The sequence below is a fragment of the Cellulomonas sp. H30R-01 genome (genome assembly GCF_010119915.1).
GTDB classification, from domain to species: domain Bacteria; phylum Actinomycetota; class Actinomycetes; order Actinomycetales; family Cellulomonadaceae; genus Cellulomonas; species Cellulomonas algicola.
Map to the genome: position 1 here is coordinate 3,309,857 of NZ_CP048210.1, position 21,411 is coordinate 3,331,267.

The window sequence follows — 21,411 nt, forward strand, 5'->3', positions numbered from 1 at the left end:
CCGACGAACCGGTCAGCCGAGGCCGAAGACGACCGGGGTGGCCGTCGCACCCGCGAGCGTGAACGCCGCCGAGTAGGTGCCCGCGCCGGGTGTCGGCTGATCGGCCGGGCACCCCTGGGCGGAGCGGACCCGGTTCCACGCGAGCGTCGACTCGTCGGCCGCGCCGCCCGCGAGCAGCAGCGTGCGGGTCTCGTTGCCTGCGACCGGGCAGTCCTTCGACGACCAGACGCGGTCCACCCCGGACGTGATGACGATCTCCCGCTGGGTGTCGCCCGCGTCGACGACGCACGGCTGCGTGCCGGTGTTGGTGATGCTGACCGTGAACGACGGGCTGGTGCCCTCGGGGAAGGACTCGGCGGTCGCGGCGATCGCGAGCGCGAGGACCTCGGCCGTGCAGGTCGGCGGGACGCCCGAGGTGTCCTCCGTGTCCTCGTCGTCGTCGGCTGCGGGCGTCTCGACCTCGGTCTTCGGCTCGGACGACGGCGTGTCCTGGGGCGACGCGTCGGCCGGCGGCGTCGCCGAGCCGCGGCCGGCGACGAGCCACACGACCAGGACGACGAGCAGCAGCGGGATCCCGAGGACGACGACGCGCCGCACCCAGTACACGCGGGCGGGCAGCGGGCCAGCGGGCCGGACGACGCCCATCGCACCCCCCTCGGTCGGCTTCTCGGTCGGTCGCTCGCGGTGTCGGCCGGACGCTCGCTGACGGAGGAGGCCTGACGGGCGACCACAGTACGGCGGTGGTGCACGCGGACCGGACCCGACTCGCGGGCCGAGACGCACGCGGCGTCGGTGGCGTCGGGGAGGATGTCCGGGTGCCCCCGACCCTCGACGCCGCCGGCGTGCGCGACGACGTCGTCGCGTGGTTCGACGAGCACGCCCGCGACCTGCCGTGGCGCGCCGCGGACCGCACGCCGTGGGGCGTCCTGGTCAGCGAGGTCATGCTGCAGCAGACGCCCGTCGTCCGGGTCGAGCCCGCGTGGCGCGCGTGGATGACGCGCTGGCCGACGCCTGCGGACCTGGCCGCCGCGAGCACCGCGGACGTGCTGCGGGCGTGGGACCGGCTCGGCTACCCGCGGCGCGCGCTGCGGCTCCAGGAGTGCGCGCGGGCGGTCGTCGAGCGGCACGGCGGCGAGGTCCCCGACGACGAGGCCGCGCTGCTCGCGCTCCCCGGGATCGGCGCGTACACCGCGGCGGCCGTGCGGGCGTTCGCGTTCGGGCGCAGGTCGGTGGTCCTCGACACGAACGTCCGGCGGGTGATCGCCCGCGTCGCGGCAGGGACGGCCCTGCCCGCGCCGTCGCAGACCGTCGGCGAGGTGGCGCTGGCACGCACGTTCGTGCCCGACGACGATGCGACGGCAGCGCGCTGGGCGGCGGCGTCGATGGAGCTCGGCGCGCTCGTCTGCACGGCGCGGTCGCCGCGCTGCGACGCCTGCCCGGTCGCCGACCGCTGTGCGTGGCGTGCGGCGGGCCGACCCGGTGACGAGCACGCCGCGCGACGTCGCACGCAGGCGTGGGCGGGCACGGACCGGCAGGTGCGCGGCCGCGTCATGTCGTTGCTGCGCGAGGCGATCGGGTCCGTCCCGCAGGACGCGATCGACGCCGTCTGGACGGACGTCGTGCAGCGCGAGCGGTGCGTGGACGCGCTCGTCGCCGACGGTCTCGTCGTGCGCGACCCGGGCCGCGACGACGACGCACCGCCGACCTACCGCCTGCCCGCTTGACGGTCGTCGTGCGAGCCGCGACGGTGCGGGCATGCGCCTCTACGACGTCGTCCGCTACCCGCTCGACCGGTTCGACAGCGCGGGCGTGCTGCTCGAGGCCGTGCCGCCCACGACCGGTGCGACGAGCGTGCACGTCGCGCGGCTCGACGCGGGCGGGACGATCGGGCGGCACCGCGCGGTGCGGCGGCAGGTGCTCGGCGTCGTGTCGGGGGACGTCGAGGTGCAGACCGACGACGCGCCGCGCGTCCCGGCAGGAGCAGGCACGCTCGTCGTCTGGGAGCCCGGCGAGATGCACCAGACATGGGCCGTGACCGACGCGGTCCTGGTGGTGGTCGAGACGTCGGGCGACCTGGACCTCGCGGACCCGTTCGTCGAGCGCCCCCGCTGACGACTCCTGGGCGCACCCGCCCCCGGCCCGGCGACGACGCCGAGCGCGCCATCACGCACGCCCGGAAGACCGGAGACGTGCGTGATGGCGCGTTCGACGACGGGAGCTCGCCGGGGATGGCCCGGCCCGCCGTGGTGGCGGGTGCGGCGTCAGGCGGGGGACGGCAGGCCGTCTCCGACGTCGGGGTCGGTCGCGCGGGCGACCACGGGCTTCGTCGCGGCGTCCGACGACTGCGCGGTGACGCCGGCAGGGACGGCCGACGCGTCCGCGGGAGCGGGCTCGGCGGTGGCGGTGTCCGTGAGGGCCCACGCCTCCTCCTCGATCGACCGCGGGCGGAGGAACGCGACGACGAGGTAGGCGAGGAGCGACGTGATCGCGCCGTAGAACGTCGGCCAGCCGTCGAACGTCGCGGGCACGAGGTCGTTCGGGATGTAGAGGACGTCGTTCGGGACGCCGTAGATCGTGGGCGTGAGGACGAAGAGCCCGAGCCGCACGGTGAGGCCGACGGCCATCGCGGCGACGGCGGCGTCGCGACCGCCGCGCTTCCAGAAGAGGCCGAGCAGGAACGGCACGACGAGCGCGGCGAGCATGAGGTCGAACGCGAGGGTCAGGAGGATGCCGGTCTGGGCGACCTCGAGCGCGACGGTCACACCGAGGATCACGACCGGCACCATCGCGAGGCGGGTCCAGCGCAGCAGCGGGTCCTTGACGCCGGGGGTGTCGACGACGCGGCGGACGCCGAAGATGTTCCGGACGGCGACGGCGGACGTCGCGAGGATCGCGCCGGACGCGGTGGAGAACGACGCGGCGACGATGCCCGACAGGACGAGGATCGCGAGGCCGGGCGGCGCGTAGTCGTCGAGCAGGGTGAACAGGACGGGCCCGTCGGCGGTCGTGATGCCGAGCACGGAGACGGCGGTGAGCGCGACGAGGCCGTAGGCGACGCCGACGATCGCGGTGCCCGCGGCGGCGGTGAAGCAGGACCGGCGGGCGATCTCGGGCGACCTCGCGGAGAACACGCGCTGCATGAAGTCGATCGCGACGATGTCGCCGATGCCGAGCGAGATGAGCGTCGCCCAGTTGATGGGCGCACCGGCGTCGGTGGACGTGAGCTGCTCGAGGTCGAAGGGGCCCATACCCGGGTCGATCTGGAAGCCGACCGTCGAGCCGACCCACCACAGCAGCGCGACCGTGGCGACGGCCGTGATCGCGATCTGGATCGCGGCGGTGTAGGCGTCGGAGAACATGCCGCCGCCGATCGTGTAGACGAGCACGAGCGCGACCGCGATGACGACCCCGACCGTGTAGTCGAGCCCGAGGAACCGTTCGAGCAGGAACCCGCAGGCCACGAGGTTGCCGGCCATGAGGATCGCGAACGCGAAGATCATGAGGATCGACGCGGCGATCTCGACACCCCGCCCGTACCGGATCCGGTAGAAGTCGCCGAGCGTGAAGAGCTTCATGCGGTGCATGGGCTTGGCGAGGAACAGGCCCGTCAGGGTGAGGCAGATCGCGAGGCCGAGCGCGAGCGACGTGCCCGCCCAGAACCCGAACGACGAGGTGAGGTCCGTGTTGCCGACGGTCGCGTTCGAGTCGACCGCGGCCGCCATGAGGGAGGCGGCGACGAGCGGGACGCCGAGGCGGCGCCCGGCGACGAGGTAGTTGGCGCTGTCCCCGTCGACCTTGCGGGCGACGAGGATGCCGACGAGGACGACGGCGAGGACGGAGAGCCCGACTCCGGCGATGATCATGGTGGCTCCGGGAGGGACGGCGGCGGCGCCGGGCTGCTCTCCCGGGTCGGCGCGGTGGCCAGGTCACGAGCGCGTGTCGAGGGTTTCTGTCGCTCGACAGGTTCATTGACCACCCGGGCTGTGTCGGCGTCGCTGCACGCGCGATACGGCTGTGTTAAATCACGCTCCGCAGCGACCGCGCGGACGCGGGCACACGCGCACGCGCGCGAGGGCCCCACGCAAGACCTGGCGTCAGCCCTCGACGAGGCCCGCCTCGTGCACCCGCACGACGAGCTGCACCCGGTCCCGGCAGCGCAGCTTGCGCAGCACCTCCGACAGGTGCGTCTTCACCGTCGACTCGCCGATGTAGAGCTCGGCGGCGATCTCCCCGTTCGACAGCCCGCGCGCGGCCGCGAGCGCGACCTCACGCTCGCGCGGGGTCAGCGCGTCGAACTCCGGCGACGGCCGGCGGACGCGCCGCGAGAAGTCCTCGACGAGCCGCCGCGTGACGTTCGGGCCCAGCAGCATCGAGCCGTCGGCGACGAGCCGCACCGCCTCGACCAGCCGCTCCGCGGTGACGTCCTTGAGCAGGAACCCGCTGGCCCCGGCGCGCAGGGCGTCGAGCACGTACTCGTCGAGGTCGAACGTCGTGAGGACCAGGACGCGGGTCGACGGGTGGCGCGCGACGACCTGCTGCGTCGCCGCGATCCCGTCGAGCACGGGCATCCGCACGTCGACGACCGCGACGTCCGGCTCGGTGCGCGCGACGAGCTCGACCAGCGCGCGCCCGTCCGCGGCGGTGCCGACGACCTCCAGGTCCGGCGCCGAGCCGAGGATCGCCGCGAAGCCCTGCAGGACGACCGGCTGGTCGTCGGCGACGACGACGCGCGTCATGCGCGCGTCCCGGGCACGGTGGCCGGCGCGTCGGGCGTCCCGTCGGGCAGCAGGGCCTCGACGACGAACTGCCCGCCCGCCGTCCGCACGTCGAGCAGACCGCCGAGCGCCTCGACCCGTTCCCGCATCCCGACGAGCCCCCGCCCGGGCACGACAGCGCGGCCCGGCACCGGCTCGGGGATCCTGTTGCGGACGACCAGGCCCACGCCGCGCGCGTCGCTGCGGAGCTCGACGTCGACGCGCTCCCCGGACGCGTGCCGTCGCGCGTTCGTCAGGCACTCCTGGACGACGCGGTACAGGACGTAGCCGGTCGGCTCGTCGATGTCCCGCCAGGAGCCCGACACCCGGACCTCCTGACCGGCGTCCCGGGCGGCGGCGACGAGCACGTCGACGTCCTGCGCCCCGGGCTGCGGCGCCCGCTCGGCCCCCTCGGCCGCCTCGGACCGCCGCAGCACCGTGAGCACCTGCCGCAGCTCGCCGAGCGCCTGCCGCCCGTCCGCCGCGACCGCCGCGAGCACCTCGCGCGCGTCGGCGTCCAGGTCCGGGTACTGGAACGGCGCGCTCTCGGCGCGCACGACGACGAGCGACACGTGGTGCGCGACGACGTCGTGCAGGTCGCGCGCGAGCCGCGCGCGCTCGGCCGCGGCCGACTCGACCTCGAGCGCGCGCTGCTCCTGCGACTCCGCCGCCCGGGTCCGCACCCGGCTGCGCGCCGACGACCCCGCGGCAGCGGCCAGGCTGACCGCACCGCCGAGCGCGACGACGTGCACCACGAACGTGTAGGCCGAGAATCCCGAGCCGGACCCCGAGTCGGTCGCGCCGATCGGCACGGCCGCGACGACCGGTGCCGCGCAGAACCAGAACGCGACCACGACGGCGGCGACGACCGGCACGACAGCCCGCACCGGGCCGTCCAGTGCGGCGAGCACCGCCACGGCGACCAGGCCCAGCCACCAGCCGTACGCCCACCACCCCAGCCACGCGTAGCCCAGGAACGGGAGCAGCACGAGCACCGTCGCCCAGGCGGGGTGCGCCCGCCCCAGGAGCACGCCCACGACGACGACCACCGTCGCGGCGAGGACGTAGGTCGACGACGCGCCGGGGTTCGTGCCGTAGGAGACCCACCCGCCGTCACGGCTGACGACGTCGTGGAGGCCCGGGCTCGCCAGCAGGAACGCGCCGACCAGCGTCGCCAGCACGAGCGACGGCAAGGTCCTGCGCAGCGCGACGACCACTGACGGCACGGCCGCGGCGGCAGGACCCGCGAGGGGCAGGGTGCTCATGACGTCGATGCTCGCTGCCGGGACCCGCCCCGCACCAGGGCCGCGCGCGGGACCGCCACCTCCCCCGCGCGGCGGAGGGCCGGCACGCTCACCCGGCTGTGCGGTCGGCTGCGGCGCCGGACGTGACGTCCGGCACGGTGGTCGCGACGGCTCCCGGTGCGGCGGCGGTCGACGGGCGGGCGGACGCAGGAGCGGGGGCCACGGGGCCGCCGCGCTGCACCGTGGCGAGCGTCGGCAGGAGGTTCTTCGCGCCCGCGCGGGCTGTCTCGATCGTCGTCACGTCGCTGCCGAGGAGCCGCAGGACGCCGTCGGCGACCGACCGGGCGACCACGGCCTCGTCGAGGCGCTCGCCGATGCGTCGACGGAGGATCACCGACTCGACGAGGCCGAGCACGAGCGGACCCGCGGCGTCGACGGACACGGCGGGTCCGGCACCGGACGGGCCGCCCGGCGCGTCGGCGCCGGCGAGGACCTGGGCAGCCAGGTCGTCGTACCGGGCGCGCAGCCGGTCGCGCAGGGCGTGGAACTCGGCGAACTGCTCGCCGTCGACCTCGGGCAGCAGGTAGAGCGCGCCGACGTTGACGGGACCTGTCGTCAGCAGCAGCACGTCGGCGTGCGCGAGGGCCCAGAGCCGGGCGGCGGGCGGGGCGTCGACCGCGCCGGCCAGGCGGTCGGCCAGGTCGAGCGACGGCCGGACCGAGCCGAGCAGCAGGTCGAGCAGGATCGCGTCCTTGCTCGCGAAGTGGTGGTAGATCGAGGCCTGCCGGACGCCGGCCCGGTCGGCCACGGCACGGGTGCTGGTCGCCGCGTAGCCGACGGTGCAGAACAGTGCCGCGGCCGCGTCGAGCACGTCCCGGCGGGTGTCGCGCTGCTCGTGCGGGTCGCCGGTGGCGCGTGGTCGTCCCGGTCTGCGTCCCATGGCCTGGGGAACGTACCACCGGCCCGTGACGTGCCCGCTCGCGACGGGACGACTCCCGACGGGCCGTCCCGACCGCCGTCCCCGGGCGCCGACCCGGGTCTGGTGACCGGTACGGCCGCGATTCCGGCAACAACGCCCGGGTCGAGGCCGAGCAGGCCGTCGGACGCGTTCCCGGTCGACGTCGACACCGCTGGTCGAGGTCGATCGACATGGCTGCCGTCCGGTGCCGGGGGAACGGCAGCCACGTCGGTGTCCGCGTCCGTCCGGGGCCGGCCAACCGTCGGCACGGATCCGTCGTCCGGGCGTCGCGGGTGGCGTAACGCAACGTTTACGGGGTCGTGATCGGCGGGGAACAGGGCGTCGCGAGGCTGTTTCTGTCAGACGACAGAAAACCCAGGAGCCCGACATGACGACCGCCAGCGCTCCCCCGACGACCGACGCGGGGACCGGGACCACCGCCGGCGCCCGCGCGCACGCCCGCGCCCAGGAGGCCGCCGCCGCCGGCCGCGTCCACGCGATGCCGACGCTCCCCGCGAGCGCCTGGCCGGAACCCCCGGCCGGCGTCGACCCGGCGGACCTCGTGCACGCGGAGGTCGTCGCGGGCGGCGGGTACACGCACCTCGCGGTCGCGCGCGGCACGCACGTCCGGCTCACCGACCTCGACGGCGACGCGTGCGCGCACGTGCTCGCGTACCGGCTGGACCGGCCGTGGGAGCGTCTCAACGTCGCGGACACGGTCAAGGTGCAGTGGCAGGTGTACCTGACGGCCGGGCACCTGCTGCTGTCCGACGCGGGCCGCGTGCTCGCGTCGGTCGTGCAGGACTCGTCGGGGCGTCAGGACGCGCTGTTCGGCACGACGACCCGTGCGCGCAACGCGCAGCGCTACGGCGACGGCGACGCGCACGGCCAGTCGCCCGCGGGCCGCGAGCTGTTCGCGCTGGCGGCGGCGAAGCACGGTCTGACGCGCCGTGACCTGCCGCCGAGCGTGTCGTTCTTCCAGGGCGTCCGGGTCGACGACGAGGGCCGCCCGCACTTCGAGGGCTCGGCGGGTGCCGGTGCCGCGGTCACGCTGCGGGCCGAGGTGCCGCTGCTGCTGCTCGTCGCGAACACCGCGCACCCGCTCGACCCGCGGCCGGAGTTCACGTCGTCGCCGCTCGAGGTCCTCGCGTGGACCGGCCGTCCGACGGCCCCCGACGACCCGCTGTGGACCGCCACCCCCGAGGGCCGCCGGGCCTTCACCCACACCGTCGCCGACCTCACCGCCCGGGGGATCGCATGACCACGACCACGCCCACGACCGGTGCGACTGACGCCGGCCCCGTCCCGGCCGGCGAGGTGCTGCGCGACGAGGTCGTCCCGGCCCGCGCACCGTGGTCCGCGGTCGTCCTCGCCGGGGACGTGCTGACGATCGTCGACCTGGGCGGCAACCAGGCGGTCGACTTCCTCGTCTACGACGCGCACGACACGTCGCTGCGGTACAGCGCGCCCGACACGATCCAGGCGCAGGACTCGGTGTTCCTCACGACGGGCTCGGTGCTGCGCGACTGCGAGCACGGCGAGCTCATGACGGTCGTCGCGGACACGTGCGGCCGGCACGACACGCTCGGCGGCGCGTGCTCGCAGGAGTCGAACACGCTGCGCTACGGCCACCACACCCGCGCGCAGCACGCGTGCGTCGAGAACTTCCTCGTGGAGGGCGGCCGGCACGGGCTCGGCAAGCGGGACCTGGTGTCGAACGTCAACTGGTACATGAACGTGCCGGTCGACCCGGACGGCGCGCTCGGGATCGTCGACGGCATCTCCGCGCCGGGGCTCGCGGTGTCGCTGCGCGCGGAGCGCGACGTGCTCGTCGTGGTCTCGAACTGCCCGCAGGTCAACAACCCGTGCAACGGCTTCGACCCGACGCCGGTCCGCATGGTCGTGACCGGAGGGGTGGGCCGGAGCGCAGCGGAGGGTGGGGGTCGCGCAGCGGCGCCCGCCGGGAGCGGAACGCAGGACCACCCCGACCACGGGCACAGCCCCGACGACGAGCACAGCCCGGAGGCCGCACGATGAGCTTCGACACCCTCCTCGTCGCGAACCGCGGCGAGATCGCCGTCCGCATCCTGCGCACCGCGCGCGACCTGGGGCTGCGCACGGTCGCCGTCTACTCGGACGCCGATGCGGGCGCCCCGCACGTGCACCTGGCCGACACGGCGGTGCGCCTGGGCCCGGCGCCCGCGGCGCAGTCGTACCTGCGCGCCGACGCGATCGTCGAGGCGGCGCTCGCGACGGGCGCGGGCGCGATCCACCCGGGCTACGGGTTCCTGTCGGAGAACGCGGGGTTCGCGCGCGCGGCGGAGGCGGCGGGGGTCGCGTTCGTCGGCCCGACGCCGGACCAGCTCGAGCTGTTCGGCGCGAAGCACACGGCCCGTGCGGCCGCGGCGGCGGTCGACATGCCGATGCTCGTGGGCACGGGTCTGCTGGCGGACCTCGACGAGGCGCAGGCCGAGGCGGCCCGGATCGGCTTCCCGGTGATGCTCAAGGCGACCGCGGGCGGCGGCGGGATCGGCATGCGCGCGTGCGCGACGCCGGACGAGCTGGCGACGGCCTGGGAGGCGGTGCGCCGGACCGCGGGCGCGGCGTTCGGGTCGGCGGGCGTGTACCTGGAGCGGCTCATCACCGCGGCGCGGCACGTCGAGGTGCAGGTGTTCGGCGACGGTCTGGGTCGTGTCGTGACGCTGGGCGACCGCGACTGCTCGCTGCAGCGGCGGCACCAGAAGGTCGTCGAGGAGGCTCCGGCGCCCGCGCTGCCCGACGCGGTGCGGCAGCGGATCGCCGACGCGGCCCGCGACCTCGCGGCGTCGGTGCGGTACCGCAGCGCCGGGACGGTCGAGTACGTGTACGACGCCGAGCGCGAGGAGGCGGCGTTCCTCGAGGTCAACACGCGCCTGCAGGTCGAGCACCCGGTCACGGAGGCCGTCTACGGCGTCGACCTGGTCGCGTGGATGATCCGGCTGGCACAGGGCGACACCAGCCCGCTCGACACGCCGCTGCACCCGCGCGGGGCGGCCGTCGAGGCCCGCGTCTACGCGGAGAACCCGGACCGCGACCACCTGCCGTCGGCAGGCACGGTGACGGCGTTCGCGGTGCCCGCGGACGTGCGCGTCGACACGTGGGTCGAGCCCGGCCTGGAGGTGTCGACGCACTACGACCCGCTGCTCGCGAAGGTCGTGGCGGCGGGCGACGACCGCGCCACGGCGTGGGCCGCGCTCGACGACGCCCTCGCCGTGAGCCGCCTCGACGGCGTCGCGACCAACCTCGGCCTGCTGCGCAGCATCGTCCGGACGCCCGAGGTCGCCGACGCGCTGCACCACACGGGCACGCTCGCGCACGTCCGCGACGCGACGCCCCGCGTCGAGGTGGTCCGCGCGGGCATGCTCACGACGATCCAGGACTGGCCGGGCCGGACGCACCTCTGGCACGTCGGCATCCCGCCGTCGGGCCCCATGGACGACCTGTCGTTCCGCCTCGGCAACCGCGCGCTCGGCAACCCCGAGGGTGCGCCGGGGCTCGAGTGCACGATGGCCGGGCCGGAGCTGCGCTTCGTGACGGGCGCGACCGTGCTGGTCGCGGGCGCGCCGACGCCGGTCGCGGTCGACGGCGCGCCCGTGCCGCAGTGGGAGCCCGTGGACGTGCCCGCGGGCGGCGTCCTGACGGTCGGCACCCCGACCGCCGGCATGCGGTCGTACGTGCTCGTGCGTGGCGGCCTCGACGTGCCCGACGTCCTCGGCTCGGCGGCGACGTTCGACCTCGGCCGTATCGGCGGCGCGACGGGCCTCCCCCTGCGCCCCGGCGACCTGATCTCCTTGGGCACCGCGCCCGTCGACGCACCCGACGCGCACGCCGTGCCCGTCGCGGACAGGCCCGTCATCCCGTCGTCGTGGCACATCGGTGCGCTGGAGGGCCCGCACGCGGCGCCGGAGTTCTTCACGACGGACGACGTCGAGGAGTTCTACGCGGCCACGTGGTCGGTGCACTTCAACTCGGCCCGCACGGGCGTGCGCCTCGTCGGGCCGAAGCCCACCTGGGCGCGTCCCGACGGCGGCGAGGCGGGCCTGCACCCGTCGAACATCCACGACACCCCGTACGCGGTCGGTGCCGTCGACTACACGGGCGACCTGCCGATCCTGCTCGGCCCCGACGGCCCGAGCCTCGGCGGGTTCACGTGCCCCGCGACGGTCGCGCTCGGTCAGCTGTGGAAGCTCGGGCAGCTGCGCCCCGGCGACGAGGTGCGGTTCGTGCCCGTCGACGAGGCGCAGGCCGACGACCTGCGCCGACGCCCGCAGGCCGACCCGGTGCCGCGCCGGGCGGCGCACGTCGACGGCGGCGTCCTGGGCCGCACGCCGGCCCGCCCGGCACGCACCACGGCTGCGACGGCGCTCGGCGACGGCACGACCACCGACCCGGAGGTCACCTACCGCCGCTCCGGTGACGACAACCTGCTGGTCGAGTACGGGCCGATGAGGCTCGACCTCGCGTCGCGCATGCGTGTGCACGCGCTCATGGAGGCCGTGCAGCAGCGCGTCGACCACGACGGCCTGCGCGGCGTCGTCGACCTCACGCCCGGCATCCGCTCGCTCCAGCTCCACGTCGACCCGGACGTGCTGCCGCTGCGCCGCGCGCTCGCGATCGTCGAGGAGGTCGAGGAGACGCTGCCCGCGACGCACGACCTGGTCGTCCCGAGCCGCACCGTGCACCTGCCGCTCTCGTGGGACGACCCGTCGACCCGCGAGGCGATCCAGCGCTACACGGCAGGCGTCCGCGACGACGCCCCGTGGTGCCCGTGGAACATCGAGTTCATCCGCCGCATCAACGGCCTCGACTCCGTCGACGACGTCCACCGCACGGTGTTCGACGCGTCGTACCAGGTCCTGGGCCTCGGCGACGTCTACCTGGGCGCGCCCGTCGCGACGCCCCTGGACCCGCGGCACCGCCTCGTCACGACGAAGTACAACCCCGCCCGCACGTGGACGCCGCAGAACGCGGTCGGCATCGGCGGCGCCTACCTGTGCATCTACGGGATGGAGGGACCGGGCGGGTACCAGTTCGTCGGCCGGACCATCCAGGTCTGGGACACGTACGCCCGGCACCGGCCGTTCGAGCCGGGCACGCCCTGGCTGCTGCGGTTCTTCGACACGATCCGCTGGTACCCCGTCGGCGCCGACGAGCTGCTCGACCTGCGCGGGGACATGGCCGCGGGCCGGCACGACGTCCGCATCGAGGAGGGCACGTTCTCGCTCGCCGAGCACGAGCGGTTCCTCGCCGCCAACGCGCCGTCCATCGCGGAGTTCCAGGCGCGGCAGGCCGACGCGTTCGGCGCCGAGCGGTCGGCGTGGGAGGCGGCCGGCGAGTTCGACCGGCGCGACCCCGAGCCGACCGCGCCAGCCGTCACGGGTGTCGTGGTGCCCGACGGGTGCGACGGCGTCGAGGCACCGTTCGTCGCGACCGTGTTCCGCGTGGACGTCCGCCCGGGCGACGTCGTCGAGCCCGGCCAGCAGCTCCTCGCGCTCGAGGCGATGAAGATGGAGGCGCCCGTCGTCGCGACCAGCGGCGGCACGGTCGTCGAGATCACCGTCACCCCCGGCGACCAGGTGGGTCCCGGTCAGGTCCTGGTCGTCCTCGACCCCGTGGCGGTCACGACCGCGGCGTAGCGCCGCGGCGGCGCGGCGCGAGGTCAGCGGCGGGGCCGACGACGAGACGTCAGTGCGACGGGACGTCAGTGCGACGGGACGTCAGTGCGACGAGACGTCAGGACGTCGGGCCGTCAGGGCGACGAGACGTCAGGACGTCGGGCCGTCAGGGCGTCGGGTCGTCGAGCTCGATGAGCATGCGGGTGTTGCCGAGGGTGTTGGGCTTCACGCGTGCGAGGTCGAGGAACTCGGCGACGCCGTCGTCGTGCGAGCGCAGCAGCTCGGCGTACACGTCGGGCGTGACGGGCGTGCCCTCGATCGCGTGGAACCCGTGCGCGGTGAAGAAGTCGACCTCGAACGTCAGGCAGAACAGCCGGCGCAGCCCGAGGCCCCGGGCGCGGTCGACGAGCGCGTCGAGCAGCAGGTGACCGACACCCTGGCCGCGGTAGGTCGCGTCGACGGCGAGCGTGCGGATCTCGGCGAGGTCCTGCCACATGACGTGCAGCGCGCCGCAGCCCACGACCGTCCCGTCGGGCGCCTCGGCGACGACGAACTCCTGCACGGCCTCGTAGTAGCCGACCCACTCCTTGGCGAGCAGGATCCGCTGGTCGGCGTAGGGCTGGACGAGGGCACGGATCGCGCGCACGTCGGCCGGGAGGGCGGGCCGGATCGTGAGCTGGTCGGTCGTCACGCGCTCACGGTAACCGTCGCCCGCGGGTGCCCGTCCGGGAGGGTCACGGACGGCGGGTGCACGTCGCGGCGGCCCGCCTGCGGCGCTCGGTCGGGCTCACGGGCTCCCCGAGGCCGCGCACCCTGCGGTCGCTAGCGCAGCGCACCCGCCCGGGCACGGGGTTCCGCCCGGCTGTCCGTGGCGGGCCGGTGCGCGCCGGGACGCTCGGCGTCGGCGTGGTCGAGCACCACGAGCGCGTGCCGGAGCTCGCCGAGCGCGCGCCGGGCGTCGACCGCGAGCGCGGCGAGCGCGGCCCGCCGGTCGGCGCCGCCGTCGCGGTAGCGGTAGGGCGGGGCCATCTCGGCACGGGCGGCGACGAGCGAGATGCGTCGGGTGGCGGCGTCGGTGAGCTCGCGTGCGCGGCGTGCGCGCTCGGCGGCGTCGAGGTCGTCCACGGGGGCGTCGGCCGCGTCGCGACGCCGGTCGACCATCCCGCCGACGGTCGCGACGGCGACGGCGGCGACGAGGAGCCCGAGCATGGCGGCGAACGACACGAGCCCGTCCCGGCCGGCGTCGCCCACGGCGCTCGACCCGAGCGGGACGGACGCGACGATGTCGGAGACCGTGAACCAGCTGGTGACGGCGACCGCGGCGGCGGCGGGCAGCAGGGCGCGCCACGGCGCGCGGTGGGCGGCGACGGCCGCGACCGCGACGAGGCCGGCCCACCAGCCGAGCACGAACCAGCCGGTCCAGACGGTCGTCGCGAACGGCATGACGACCAGCAGGGTCGCCCAGCCGGGGTGGCGGCGGGCGACGAGCACGCCGACGACGACGGCGACGATCGCGACGAGCAGCAGCGGCGACCGCAGCGCCGGGACGGTGAGGTACGCGCCGCCGGGCACGAGGAGGAGCTCGGGCGAGAGCGCGAGGGTCGCACCGACGATCCCGGCGAGGACCGCCGCGAGCGGTCCGGGGCGTGTCGTGACCGTCCGACGACCCCGCCCACCTGCGCGGTCATAGCGCCCTGAGACTGCGTCGTCATCGGTCATGACCGCATCGTGCCGTGCGTCACCGACATCGCGCCACGCCGCAGCGGCCCGAGGATGCGTGTCACCGCCTGCGCGCGCCCGAGAACCACCCGGACGGGTGACGTCGGCGGCGCGATCCCGACGCCCCGCACGGACGTCCCGCCGACGCGTCATGCCCGCGCCTCCGCCGAGTCACGGGTGGGCGTCCCGCGCCGGTGCGTCAGGTGCGCGACGAACGGCGGGCCGCGAACCGCGCCCCGGCGTAGAGCGCCAGGCCCACGACGAGCAGCACGCCGGCGAGCAGCCAGTGCTTCGCCTCCTGCTGCGTGAGCAGGCCGACGCACGTCGCGGCGGCGAGCACGGGCAGCGGCGTCCACGCCCGGAAGTGCGGCTGCTCGACGCGGTCACGACGCAGCACCAGCACCGCGACGTTGGTGCTGAGGAAGACGAGCAGCAGGAGCAGCACGACGGTCGACGCGAGGTCGACGAGCGACCCGGTCGTGGTGAGCACCATCGCGACGGCCGTGGTCACCACGATCGCCACGACCGGCGTCCGGCGCCCCGGCAGCACGCGCCCGAACACCGACGGCAGCAGCCCCTCCTCGGCCATGCCGTACGCGAGGCGGCTCGCCATGATCATCGTGAGCAGCGCGCCGTTGGCCACCGCGACGAGCGCGACGACGGAGAACACCTCGAGCGGCACGCCGCCCGCGACGCGCACGACCTCGAGCAGCGGCCCGCTCGACGCCTGCAGGTCGGCGGGCGCGACGACGGCGGGCGCGACGATCCCGACCAGCAGGTAGACGACGCCCGCGGTGAGCAGAGCCCCGAACAGCGCGCGCGGGTAGGTGCGGCGCACGTCGCGGACCTCCTCGGCGAGGTTGGCGGACGTCTCGAAGCCGACGAACGAGTAGAACGCGATGAGCGCGCCGCCGAGGGTCGCCGCAGCGACGCCCGTGCCCTCGGGCAGCTCGGTCAGCCGTGACACGTCGCCGTCGCCGCGGCCGAGCACGATCGCCCCCAGCACCACCACCAGCACGAGCCCGCTGAGCTCGATCGTCGTCATGACGACGTTCGCGCGCAGCGACTCCTGGATGCCGCGCGCGTTGAGCGCCGCGACCAGCGCGAGGAACACGAGCGCGGCGGGCACGGCCGGCACGTCGAGGAACACCCCGAGGTAGTCGCCCGCGAACGCGAGCGACAGCCCCGCGGCGGACGTGACGCCCGCGGCGAGCATGCAGTAGCCGACGAGGAACGACACGACGGGCCGGCCGAAGGCGCGCTGCGCGTAGACCGCGGAGCCGCCGGCCCGCGGGTACTTCGTCACGAGCTCCGCGTACGACGCGGCGGTGAGCAGCGCCATGCCGAGCGCGACGAGCAGCGGCACCCACACCATGCCGCCGGCCTCGCCCGCGAGCTCCCCGACGAGCGCGTACACGCCGGCGCCGAGCACGTCGCCGAGGATGAAGAGGAACAGGAGGCGGCCCGACACGGTGCGCCGCAGGCGCGTGGCGTCGACGTCGTCGGGCGTGGTGGCGGTGTCGGTCACCGAGCGAGTATCAGCACGCGTCCGCGGTCCCGCACGACGAGCGGGTGCCCCGCGGCGGCCGTCAGCGCCGCCCGGTGCCGACGCGTCAGGCGCGTGCCGACGCGTCGGGGGTCCGTCGCGCGGTCCGGCGAGACAGCGGCGGCTCGGCCGCGTCGAGCAGCCCGGTCGCGGTGAGCTCGTCGACGACGAGGTCCGTGACGACGCCCGCACGCAGCGCGGCGAGCAGCGGCGCGACCTTGTTGTCGCCCGCGACGACGCACACGCGCCGCGGCACGCGCTGGAGCTCCTCGGGCGTCGGGCCCGTCGCACGTTCGTTCAGGTGCACGTCCTGCCACGAGCCGTCGGCGCGCAGGAAGACGGTGCACACGTCACCCACGACGCCCTCGTCGTGCAGCAGGCGCACGTCGGCGTCGTCGAGGTAGCCCGCGGAGTAGACGTGCGACGGGACCGCGCCCGCGACCGCGCCGACGGAGAACACCGCGATGTCCGCGCGCCGCTGCATGTCGAGGACGCGCATGACGGACCGCTCGCGCCACATCGCGCGCTTGGTGTCGGGGTAGTCGAAGAACGCGGGCACGGAGAAGTGGTGCACGGCCGCGCCGAACGCGGTCCCGAACGACGAGATGAGGTCGGACGCGTACTCGATGCCCGAGGTGCGCATGTTCGCGGCGCCGTTGAGCTGCACGACGTGCGACCCCCGCGTCGGCTTGGGCGTGAGGTAGCGCGACACCGACGCGAGCGTGGTGCCCCACGCCACGCCCATCACCATGTCGGAGTCGAACCAGGACGACAGCAGGCGTGCGGCGGTCATCGACACCTGGTCGAGCCGCTCGATGTGCGACGCGGAGTCGGGCACGGGGACGACGTACGCGTCGACGCCGAACGTCGCGGCGACCGACCGCCCGAGGCCCGGTGCACGCGTGCTCGCGGGGCGCAGCGTGATCTCGACCAGGCCGGCCTGTCGTGCGCGTTTGATGAGCCGCGAGACGGTCGACCGGGAGGTCCCGAGGTGCCGCGCGATGACCTCCATCTTGAGGTCCTGCAGGTAGTACATGGACGCCGCGCGCAGGACGTCCTGCTCCCGTTCGACGTACATGCACCCCTCCTCCGACGGACGCCTGTGCATGCACGTATGTGCACCCCGGTTGCGCGTCCGTTCGCCCCGTGATGACGATAGCGAGCGGCCACGGGCGCAGCGATCCGAGGCAGACGAATCACCCGGGGGACGAGAACCACATGCGGACAGCACCACTGACGGTCCAGGCACGCCAGGACGCGCTCGACGTCATGCGCGCGAGCGGCGAGCGCGGCAACGAGCTCGACGTCCTGGTGATCGGGGGCGGTGTCACCGGCGCGGGCATCGCCCTCGACGCCGTGACGCGCGGCCTCTCGACCGCGATCGTGGACGCGCAGGACTGGGCGAGCGGCACGTCGAGCCGGTCCAGCAAGCTCGTGCACGGCGGCCTGCGCTACCTCCAGATGCTCGACTTCCACCTCGTGCGCGAGGCGCTCACCGAGCGCGACCTGCTCATCAACACGCTCGCGCCGCACCTCGTGAAGCCGGTGTCGTTCCTCTACCCGCTCGAGAACCGCGTCTGGGAGCGCGCGTACGTCGGCGCGGGCGTCCTGCTCTACGACACGCTCGCGACCGTCAACGGCAGCAAGCGTGCGATGCCCATGCACCAGCACCTGACCCGCAAGGGCATGGAGCGGCTCTTCCCCGACCTGCGGCACGACGCGGCCGTCGGCGCGGTCCGGTACTGGGACGCGAGCGTCGACGACGCGCGCCTCGTCGAGACGCTCGTCCGCACGGCCGTCTCGTACGGCGCGCACGCCGCGAGCCGCACCCAGGTGCTCGACCTGCACACGACGACGGGCGGCGCGGTCACGGGCGCCGAGCTGGTCGACCTCGAGACGGGTGAGCACCTCGACGTCCGGGCGCGCGCGGTCATCAACGCGACGGGCGTCTGGACGGAGCAGACCGAGTCGCTCGCCGGGTCCGAGGGCGGTCTGCGGGTGCTCGCGAGCAAGGGCATCCACATCGTCGTGCCGCGCAGCCGGATCGCCGGCAACACCGGCCTGATCCTGCAGACCGAGAAGTCGGTCCTGTTCATCATCCCGTGGTCCCGCTACTGGGTCATCGGCACGACCGACACCCCGTGGGAGCAGGACCTCGTGCACCCCGTCGCGACCAGCGCGGACATCGACTACGTCATCGAGCACGCCAACGCGGTGCTGTCCCGGCCGATCAGCCGCGACGACGTCATCGGCACCTGGGCCGGCCTGCGGCCGCTGCTGCAGCCGCACGTCAAGGAGGGCACGTCGTCGGCCAAGGTGTCGCGCGAGCACACCGTCGCGTCCCCGACGCCGGGCCTCACCGTCATCGCGGGCGGCAAGCTCACGACCTACCGCGTCATGGCCAAGGACGCGGTCGACTTCGCGATCGGCTCGCGCGCCACGAGCCTGCCGTCGCTCACGCACGACCTGCCGCTCGTCGGCGCCGAGGGCCTGCGCGTGTTCCAGCGGCAGTCCAAGGCCATCGGCGCGAGGTACGGCTGGGACCGGCCGCGCATGGACCACCTGCTGCACCGGTACGGCTCGCTGCTCGCGGAGCTCATCGACCTCGTCGACGCCGAGCCGTCGCTCGCCGAGCCGCTGAAGAACGCGCCCGCGTACATCGGCGCCGAGATCGTCTACGCCGTCAGCCACGAAGGTGCGCTGCACCTCGACGACGTGATGATGCACCGCACCCGGCTCAACTACGAGCAGGCGGACAAGGGCGTCGGCGCGCTCGACGAGATCGTCGACCTGATCGCGCCCGTCCTCGGCTGGGACGAGCGGACCCGCAGCAAGGAGATCGCCGCCTACGTCGCGCGCGCCGAGGCCGAGGACGCCGCCGCGCAGGAGCACGACGACGCGGCCGCCGAGCAGGTGCGCCTGCGCGCCGCCGACCTGGCCCCCATGCGCCGCCTCGACGACGTCGTCGGCGCCGGGACCAAGCCCGGGTCGCCGCGCGGCCGCGGATCGGCAGGTCCCGCCGGCACCTGAGCACGACCCCGAACTCCCCGCGGCCCGTGCGCGGGGTGCACGTGACAACGACGTCTCGTCAACAGAAGGGATAGGCCGTGGGCACACTCATGTCCCAGGCGTTCGTCTCCGAGATCCTCGGCACCGCGATGCTGATCCTGCTCGGCGCCGGTGTGGTGGCGAACGTGATCCTGCCCGGCACGAAGGGCTTCGGCGGCGGCTGGCTCCTCATCAACTTCGGATGGGGTCTCGCCGTCTTCGCCGGTGTCTTCACCGCCTTCAAGTCAGGCGCCCACCTCAACCCCGCCGTCACCATCGGCCTCCTGACGGCCGACCAGCCGTTCGCCACCAAGACCGGACCGGACGACATGGTCACGGTCACGATCGAGCCGACCGTGGGCAACGCGTTCTGGTACATCCTCGCCCAGCTGATCGGCGCGTTCATCGGTGCCGTCCTCGCCTGGATGGCCTACAAGAAGCACTTCGACCAGGAGGCCGAGCCGGGCATCAAGCTCGCGGTCTTCTCCACGGGTCCGGCCCTGCGGTCGTACGCGTGGAACTTCGTCACCGAGGTCATCGCGACGTTCGTGCTGGTCTTCGTGGTCCTCGCGTTCGGCCCGACGCCGTCCGGGCTCGGCCCGCTCGCCGTCGCCCTGCTCGTCGTCGGCATCGGCGCGAGCCTCGGCGGACCCACCGGGTACGCCATCAACCCCGCACGCGACCTCGCACCCCGCATCGCCCACGCGGTCCTGCCCATCCCGAACAAGGGCGGCGGCGACTGGTCGTACGCGTGGGTGCCGGTGCTGGGCCCGCTCGTCGGCGGTGTGCTCGCCGGCCTCCTCGCCAACGTCTACATCTTCTGACCCCGGCCCCCGACCGAAAGGCAGACCCCCATGCCCGACACGCAGTACGTCCTGGCGATCGACCAGGGCACGACCAGCTCCCGTGCGATCGTCTTCGACCACGGCGGCCAGATCGTGTCCGTCGGCCAGAAGGAGCACGAGCAGATCTTCCCCCGGGCCGGCTGGGTCGAGCACGACCCCGAGGAGATCTGGGTCAACACGCGTGAGGTCGTCGGCCTCGCGCTCACCCGCGCGAACCTGACCTACCGCGACATCGCCGCCGTCGGCATCACCAACCAGCGCGAGACCGCGGTCGTCTGGGACCGCACCACCGGCAAGCCGGTCTACAACGCGATCGTCTGGCAGGACACGCGCACGCAGAAGATCGCCGACGAGCTGGGGGCGCTCGGCGGCGGTGCGGACCGCTACAAGGACCGCGTCGGCCTGCCGCTCGCGACGTACTTCTCCGGCCCGAAGATCAAGTGGATCCTCGACAACGTCGACGGCGCGCGCGAGAAGGCGGAGCGCGGCGACCTCGCGTTCGGCAACACCGACGCGTGGGTGCTGTGGAACATGACGGGCGGCGTCGACGGCGGCGTGCACGTCACCGACGTCACCAACGCGTCCCGCACGATGCTCATGAACCTCGACACGCTGTCGTGGAACGAGGAGATCGCGGGCGAGATGGGCATCCCGCTGTCGATGCTCCCCGAGATCCGCTCGTCGTCCGAGGTGTACGGCACGGGCCGCGAGGGCGGCATGGTGCCCGGGGTGCCGATCGCGGGCATCCTCGGCGACCAGCAGGCCGCGACGTTCGGGCAGGCGTGCTTCGAGGTCGGCACGGCCAAGAACACGTACGGCACGGGCAACTTCATGCTGCTCAACACCGGCACGAAGCCGATCCCGTCGAAGAACGGCCTGCTCACCACGCTCTGCTACAAGATCGGCGACGCCGACCCGGTCTACGCCCTCGAGGGCTCGATCGCGGTCACCGGGTCGCTCGTGCAGTGGCTGCGCGACAACCTCGGGATCATCTCGTCGGCGCCGGAGATCGAGACGCTCGCGGCGAGCGTCGAGGACAACGGCGGCGCGTACTTCGTGCCCGCGTTCTCGGGCCTCTTCGCGCCGTACTGGCGGGCCGACGCGCGCGGTGCGCTCGTCGGGCTCACGCGGTACGTCAACAAGGGCCACATCGCCCGCGCCGCCCTGGAGGCCACCGCCTTCCAGACGCGCGAGGTGCTCGACGCGATGAACGCCGACTCCGGCGTGGACCTCACCGAGCTCAAGGTCGACGGCGGCATGGTCGCCAACGACGCGCTCATGCAGTTCCAGGCCGACATCCTCGGCGTGCCCGTCATCCGGCCGAAGGTCGCCGAGACCACCGCCCTCGGCGCCGCGTACGCCGCGGGCATCGCCGTCGGCTACTGGTCCGGCGAGCAGGACGTCATCGACAACTGGGCCGAGGACAAGCGCTGGGAGCCCGCGGCCGACGACACCGAGCGGGACCGTCAGTACCGCCTGTGGAAGAAGGCCGTCACGAGGACCTTCGACTGGGTCGACGACGACGTGCAGTAAGGACGTCACGGGGGACGGTCGCGGCACCGGGGCAGCCGCGACCGTCACGAGGGCCGGGTGGACCGCAGGCCACCCGGCCCTCGGCATGCCCGGGCGAACCCGCCGGTCAC

General features: G+C 74.3%; 17 protein-coding genes. 8 read left to right on the forward strand and 9 right to left on the reverse strand.

The annotated features are described in order from the left end of the window. Positions 1-12: 12 nt before the first annotated feature. On the reverse strand, positions 13-645 hold the full coding sequence (locus tag GXP71_RS14825; RefSeq protein WP_162353271.1) for a hypothetical protein: 633 nt from the start codon (positions 643-645) through the stop codon (positions 13-15). A 170-nt stretch (positions 646-815) separates the two neighbouring features. Between GXP71_RS14825 and GXP71_RS14830 the strand changes: the two genes are divergently transcribed. Then, positions 816-1,724 (forward strand): A/G-specific adenine glycosylase, encoded by a 909-nt coding sequence (locus tag GXP71_RS14830; protein WP_162353272.1) that lies wholly within the window; start codon positions 816-818, stop codon positions 1,722-1,724. 31 nt (positions 1,725-1,755) lie between these two features. After that, positions 1,756-2,112 carry a cupin domain-containing protein gene (locus GXP71_RS14835; RefSeq protein ID WP_162353273.1) on the forward strand — a complete coding sequence of 119 codons (357 nt, stop codon included), beginning with the start codon at positions 1,756-1,758 and terminating at the stop codon, positions 2,110-2,112. Positions 2,113-2,261: 149 nt separating this feature from the next. On the opposite strand, the gene GXP71_RS14840 is transcribed toward GXP71_RS14835, so the two are convergent. The 4 genes from GXP71_RS14840 to GXP71_RS14855 form a co-directional block, all read right to left on the reverse strand. After that, positions 2,262-3,863 carry a sodium:solute symporter family protein gene (locus tag GXP71_RS14840; RefSeq protein WP_162353274.1) on the reverse strand — a complete coding sequence of 534 codons (1,602 nt, stop codon included), beginning with the start codon at positions 3,861-3,863 and terminating at the stop codon, positions 2,262-2,264. A 231-nt stretch (positions 3,864-4,094) separates the two neighbouring features. Further along, positions 4,095-4,736: a response regulator transcription factor gene (locus GXP71_RS14845; protein ID WP_162353275.1), complete on the reverse strand. Its 642-nt coding sequence runs from the start codon at positions 4,734-4,736 to the stop codon at positions 4,095-4,097. Next, positions 4,733-6,019 (reverse strand): sensor histidine kinase, encoded by a 1,287-nt coding sequence (locus GXP71_RS14850; RefSeq protein WP_162353276.1) that lies wholly within the window; start codon positions 6,017-6,019, stop codon positions 4,733-4,735. Before GXP71_RS14850 ends, GXP71_RS14845 begins: the two co-directional genes overlap by 4 nt. An 88-nt stretch (positions 6,020-6,107) precedes the next feature. Next, positions 6,108-6,938, reverse strand: coding sequence for a TetR/AcrR family transcriptional regulator (locus GXP71_RS14855; RefSeq protein WP_162353277.1), 831 nt, complete (start codon positions 6,936-6,938; stop codon positions 6,108-6,110). A gap of 406 nt (positions 6,939-7,344) precedes the next feature. Here GXP71_RS14855 and GXP71_RS14860 point away from each other — a divergent pair, with 406 nt between their 5' ends. From GXP71_RS14860 to uca, 3 genes are read left to right on the forward strand one after another with little or no spacing between them, the layout of a single operon-like run. Then, positions 7,345-8,217, forward strand: a complete 873-nt coding sequence (locus GXP71_RS14860) for an urea amidolyase associated protein UAAP1 (RefSeq protein ID WP_162353278.1) — start codon at positions 7,345-7,347, stop codon at positions 8,215-8,217. Further along, positions 8,214-8,993: an urea amidolyase associated protein UAAP2 gene (locus GXP71_RS14865; RefSeq protein WP_162353279.1), complete on the forward strand. Its 780-nt coding sequence runs from the start codon at positions 8,214-8,216 to the stop codon at positions 8,991-8,993. Before GXP71_RS14860 ends, GXP71_RS14865 begins: the two co-directional genes overlap by 4 nt. Then, positions 8,990-12,631 carry an urea carboxylase gene (gene uca, locus GXP71_RS14870; protein ID WP_162353280.1) on the forward strand — a complete coding sequence of 1,214 codons (3,642 nt, stop codon included), beginning with the start codon at positions 8,990-8,992 and terminating at the stop codon, positions 12,629-12,631. Before GXP71_RS14865 ends, uca begins: the two co-directional genes overlap by 4 nt. Before the next feature lie 145 nt (positions 12,632-12,776). On the opposite strand, the gene GXP71_RS14875 is transcribed toward uca, so the two are convergent. From GXP71_RS14875 to GXP71_RS14890, 4 genes are all read right to left on the reverse strand, one after another. After that, positions 12,777-13,301: an amino-acid N-acetyltransferase gene (locus GXP71_RS14875; protein WP_162353281.1), complete on the reverse strand. Its 525-nt coding sequence runs from the start codon at positions 13,299-13,301 to the stop codon at positions 12,777-12,779. A gap of 131 nt (positions 13,302-13,432) precedes the next feature. Then, a complete protein-coding gene (locus tag GXP71_RS14880) occupies positions 13,433-14,329 on the reverse strand; it encodes a hypothetical protein (protein WP_162353282.1) in 897 nt (298 codons plus the stop codon). A gap of 199 nt (positions 14,330-14,528) precedes the next feature. Then, positions 14,529-15,857 (reverse strand): APC family permease, encoded by a 1,329-nt coding sequence (locus GXP71_RS14885; RefSeq protein WP_162353283.1) that lies wholly within the window; start codon positions 15,855-15,857, stop codon positions 14,529-14,531. An 85-nt stretch (positions 15,858-15,942) separates the two neighbouring features. Continuing rightward, positions 15,943-16,953, reverse strand: a complete 1,011-nt coding sequence (locus tag GXP71_RS14890) for a sugar-binding transcriptional regulator (RefSeq protein WP_162353284.1) — start codon at positions 16,951-16,953, stop codon at positions 15,943-15,945. A 140-nt stretch (positions 16,954-17,093) separates the two neighbouring features. Here GXP71_RS14890 and GXP71_RS14895 point away from each other — a divergent pair, with 140 nt between their 5' ends. The 3 genes from GXP71_RS14895 to glpK all read left to right on the forward strand — a co-directional run bounded on the left by GXP71_RS14895 (position 17,094) and on the right by glpK (position 21,301). Beyond that, positions 17,094-18,905, forward strand: coding sequence for a glycerol-3-phosphate dehydrogenase/oxidase (locus GXP71_RS14895; RefSeq protein ID WP_162353285.1), 1,812 nt, complete (start codon positions 17,094-17,096; stop codon positions 18,903-18,905). 89 nt (positions 18,906-18,994) lie between these two features. Next, complete coding sequence (locus GXP71_RS14900) at positions 18,995-19,747, forward strand: MIP/aquaporin family protein (RefSeq protein ID WP_124341549.1); 753 nt, start codon at positions 18,995-18,997, stop codon at positions 19,745-19,747. Between the two features lie 30 nt (positions 19,748-19,777). Continuing rightward, positions 19,778-21,301, forward strand: a complete 1,524-nt coding sequence (gene glpK / locus GXP71_RS14905) for a glycerol kinase GlpK (RefSeq protein ID WP_162353286.1) — start codon at positions 19,778-19,780, stop codon at positions 21,299-21,301. Positions 21,302-21,411: the final 110 nt, after the last annotated feature.

What these genes read in the sequence shown, in the direction of transcription:
- GXP71_RS14895 (WP_162353285.1), top strand. Translation starts at nt 17,094, where the DNA reads ATGCGGACAGCACCACTGACGGTCCAGGCACGCCAGGACGCGCTCGAC.
- glpK (WP_162353286.1), top strand. Translation starts at nt 19,778, where the DNA reads ATGCCCGACACGCAGTACGTCCTGGCGATCGACCAGGGCACGACCAGC.
- GXP71_RS14845 (WP_162353275.1), bottom strand. Translation starts at nt 4,736, where the DNA reads ATGACGCGCGTCGTCGTCGCCGACGACCAGCCGGTCGTCCTGCAGGGC.
- GXP71_RS14890 (WP_162353284.1), bottom strand. Translation starts at nt 16,953, where the DNA reads ATGTACGTCGAACGGGAGCAGGACGTCCTGCGCGCGGCGTCCATGTAC.
- GXP71_RS14850 (WP_162353276.1), bottom strand. Translation starts at nt 6,019, where the DNA reads ATGAGCACCCTGCCCCTCGCGGGTCCTGCCGCCGCGGCCGTGCCGTCA.
- GXP71_RS14865 (WP_162353279.1), top strand. Translation starts at nt 8,214, where the DNA reads ATGACCACGACCACGCCCACGACCGGTGCGACTGACGCCGGCCCCGTC.
- GXP71_RS14880 (WP_162353282.1), bottom strand. Translation starts at nt 14,329, where the DNA reads ATGACCGATGACGACGCAGTCTCAGGGCGCTATGACCGCGCAGGTGGG.
- GXP71_RS14860 (WP_162353278.1), top strand. Translation starts at nt 7,345, where the DNA reads ATGACGACCGCCAGCGCTCCCCCGACGACCGACGCGGGGACCGGGACC.
- GXP71_RS14835 (WP_162353273.1), top strand. Translation starts at nt 1,756, where the DNA reads ATGCGCCTCTACGACGTCGTCCGCTACCCGCTCGACCGGTTCGACAGC.
- uca (WP_162353280.1), top strand. Translation starts at nt 8,990, where the DNA reads ATGAGCTTCGACACCCTCCTCGTCGCGAACCGCGGCGAGATCGCCGTC.
- GXP71_RS14900 (WP_124341549.1), top strand. Translation starts at nt 18,995, where the DNA reads ATGTCCCAGGCGTTCGTCTCCGAGATCCTCGGCACCGCGATGCTGATC.
- GXP71_RS14855 (WP_162353277.1), bottom strand. Translation starts at nt 6,938, where the DNA reads ATGGGACGCAGACCGGGACGACCACGCGCCACCGGCGACCCGCACGAG.
- GXP71_RS14840 (WP_162353274.1), bottom strand. Translation starts at nt 3,863, where the DNA reads ATGATCATCGCCGGAGTCGGGCTCTCCGTCCTCGCCGTCGTCCTCGTC.
- GXP71_RS14825 (WP_162353271.1), bottom strand. Translation starts at nt 645, where the DNA reads ATGGGCGTCGTCCGGCCCGCTGGCCCGCTGCCCGCCCGCGTGTACTGG.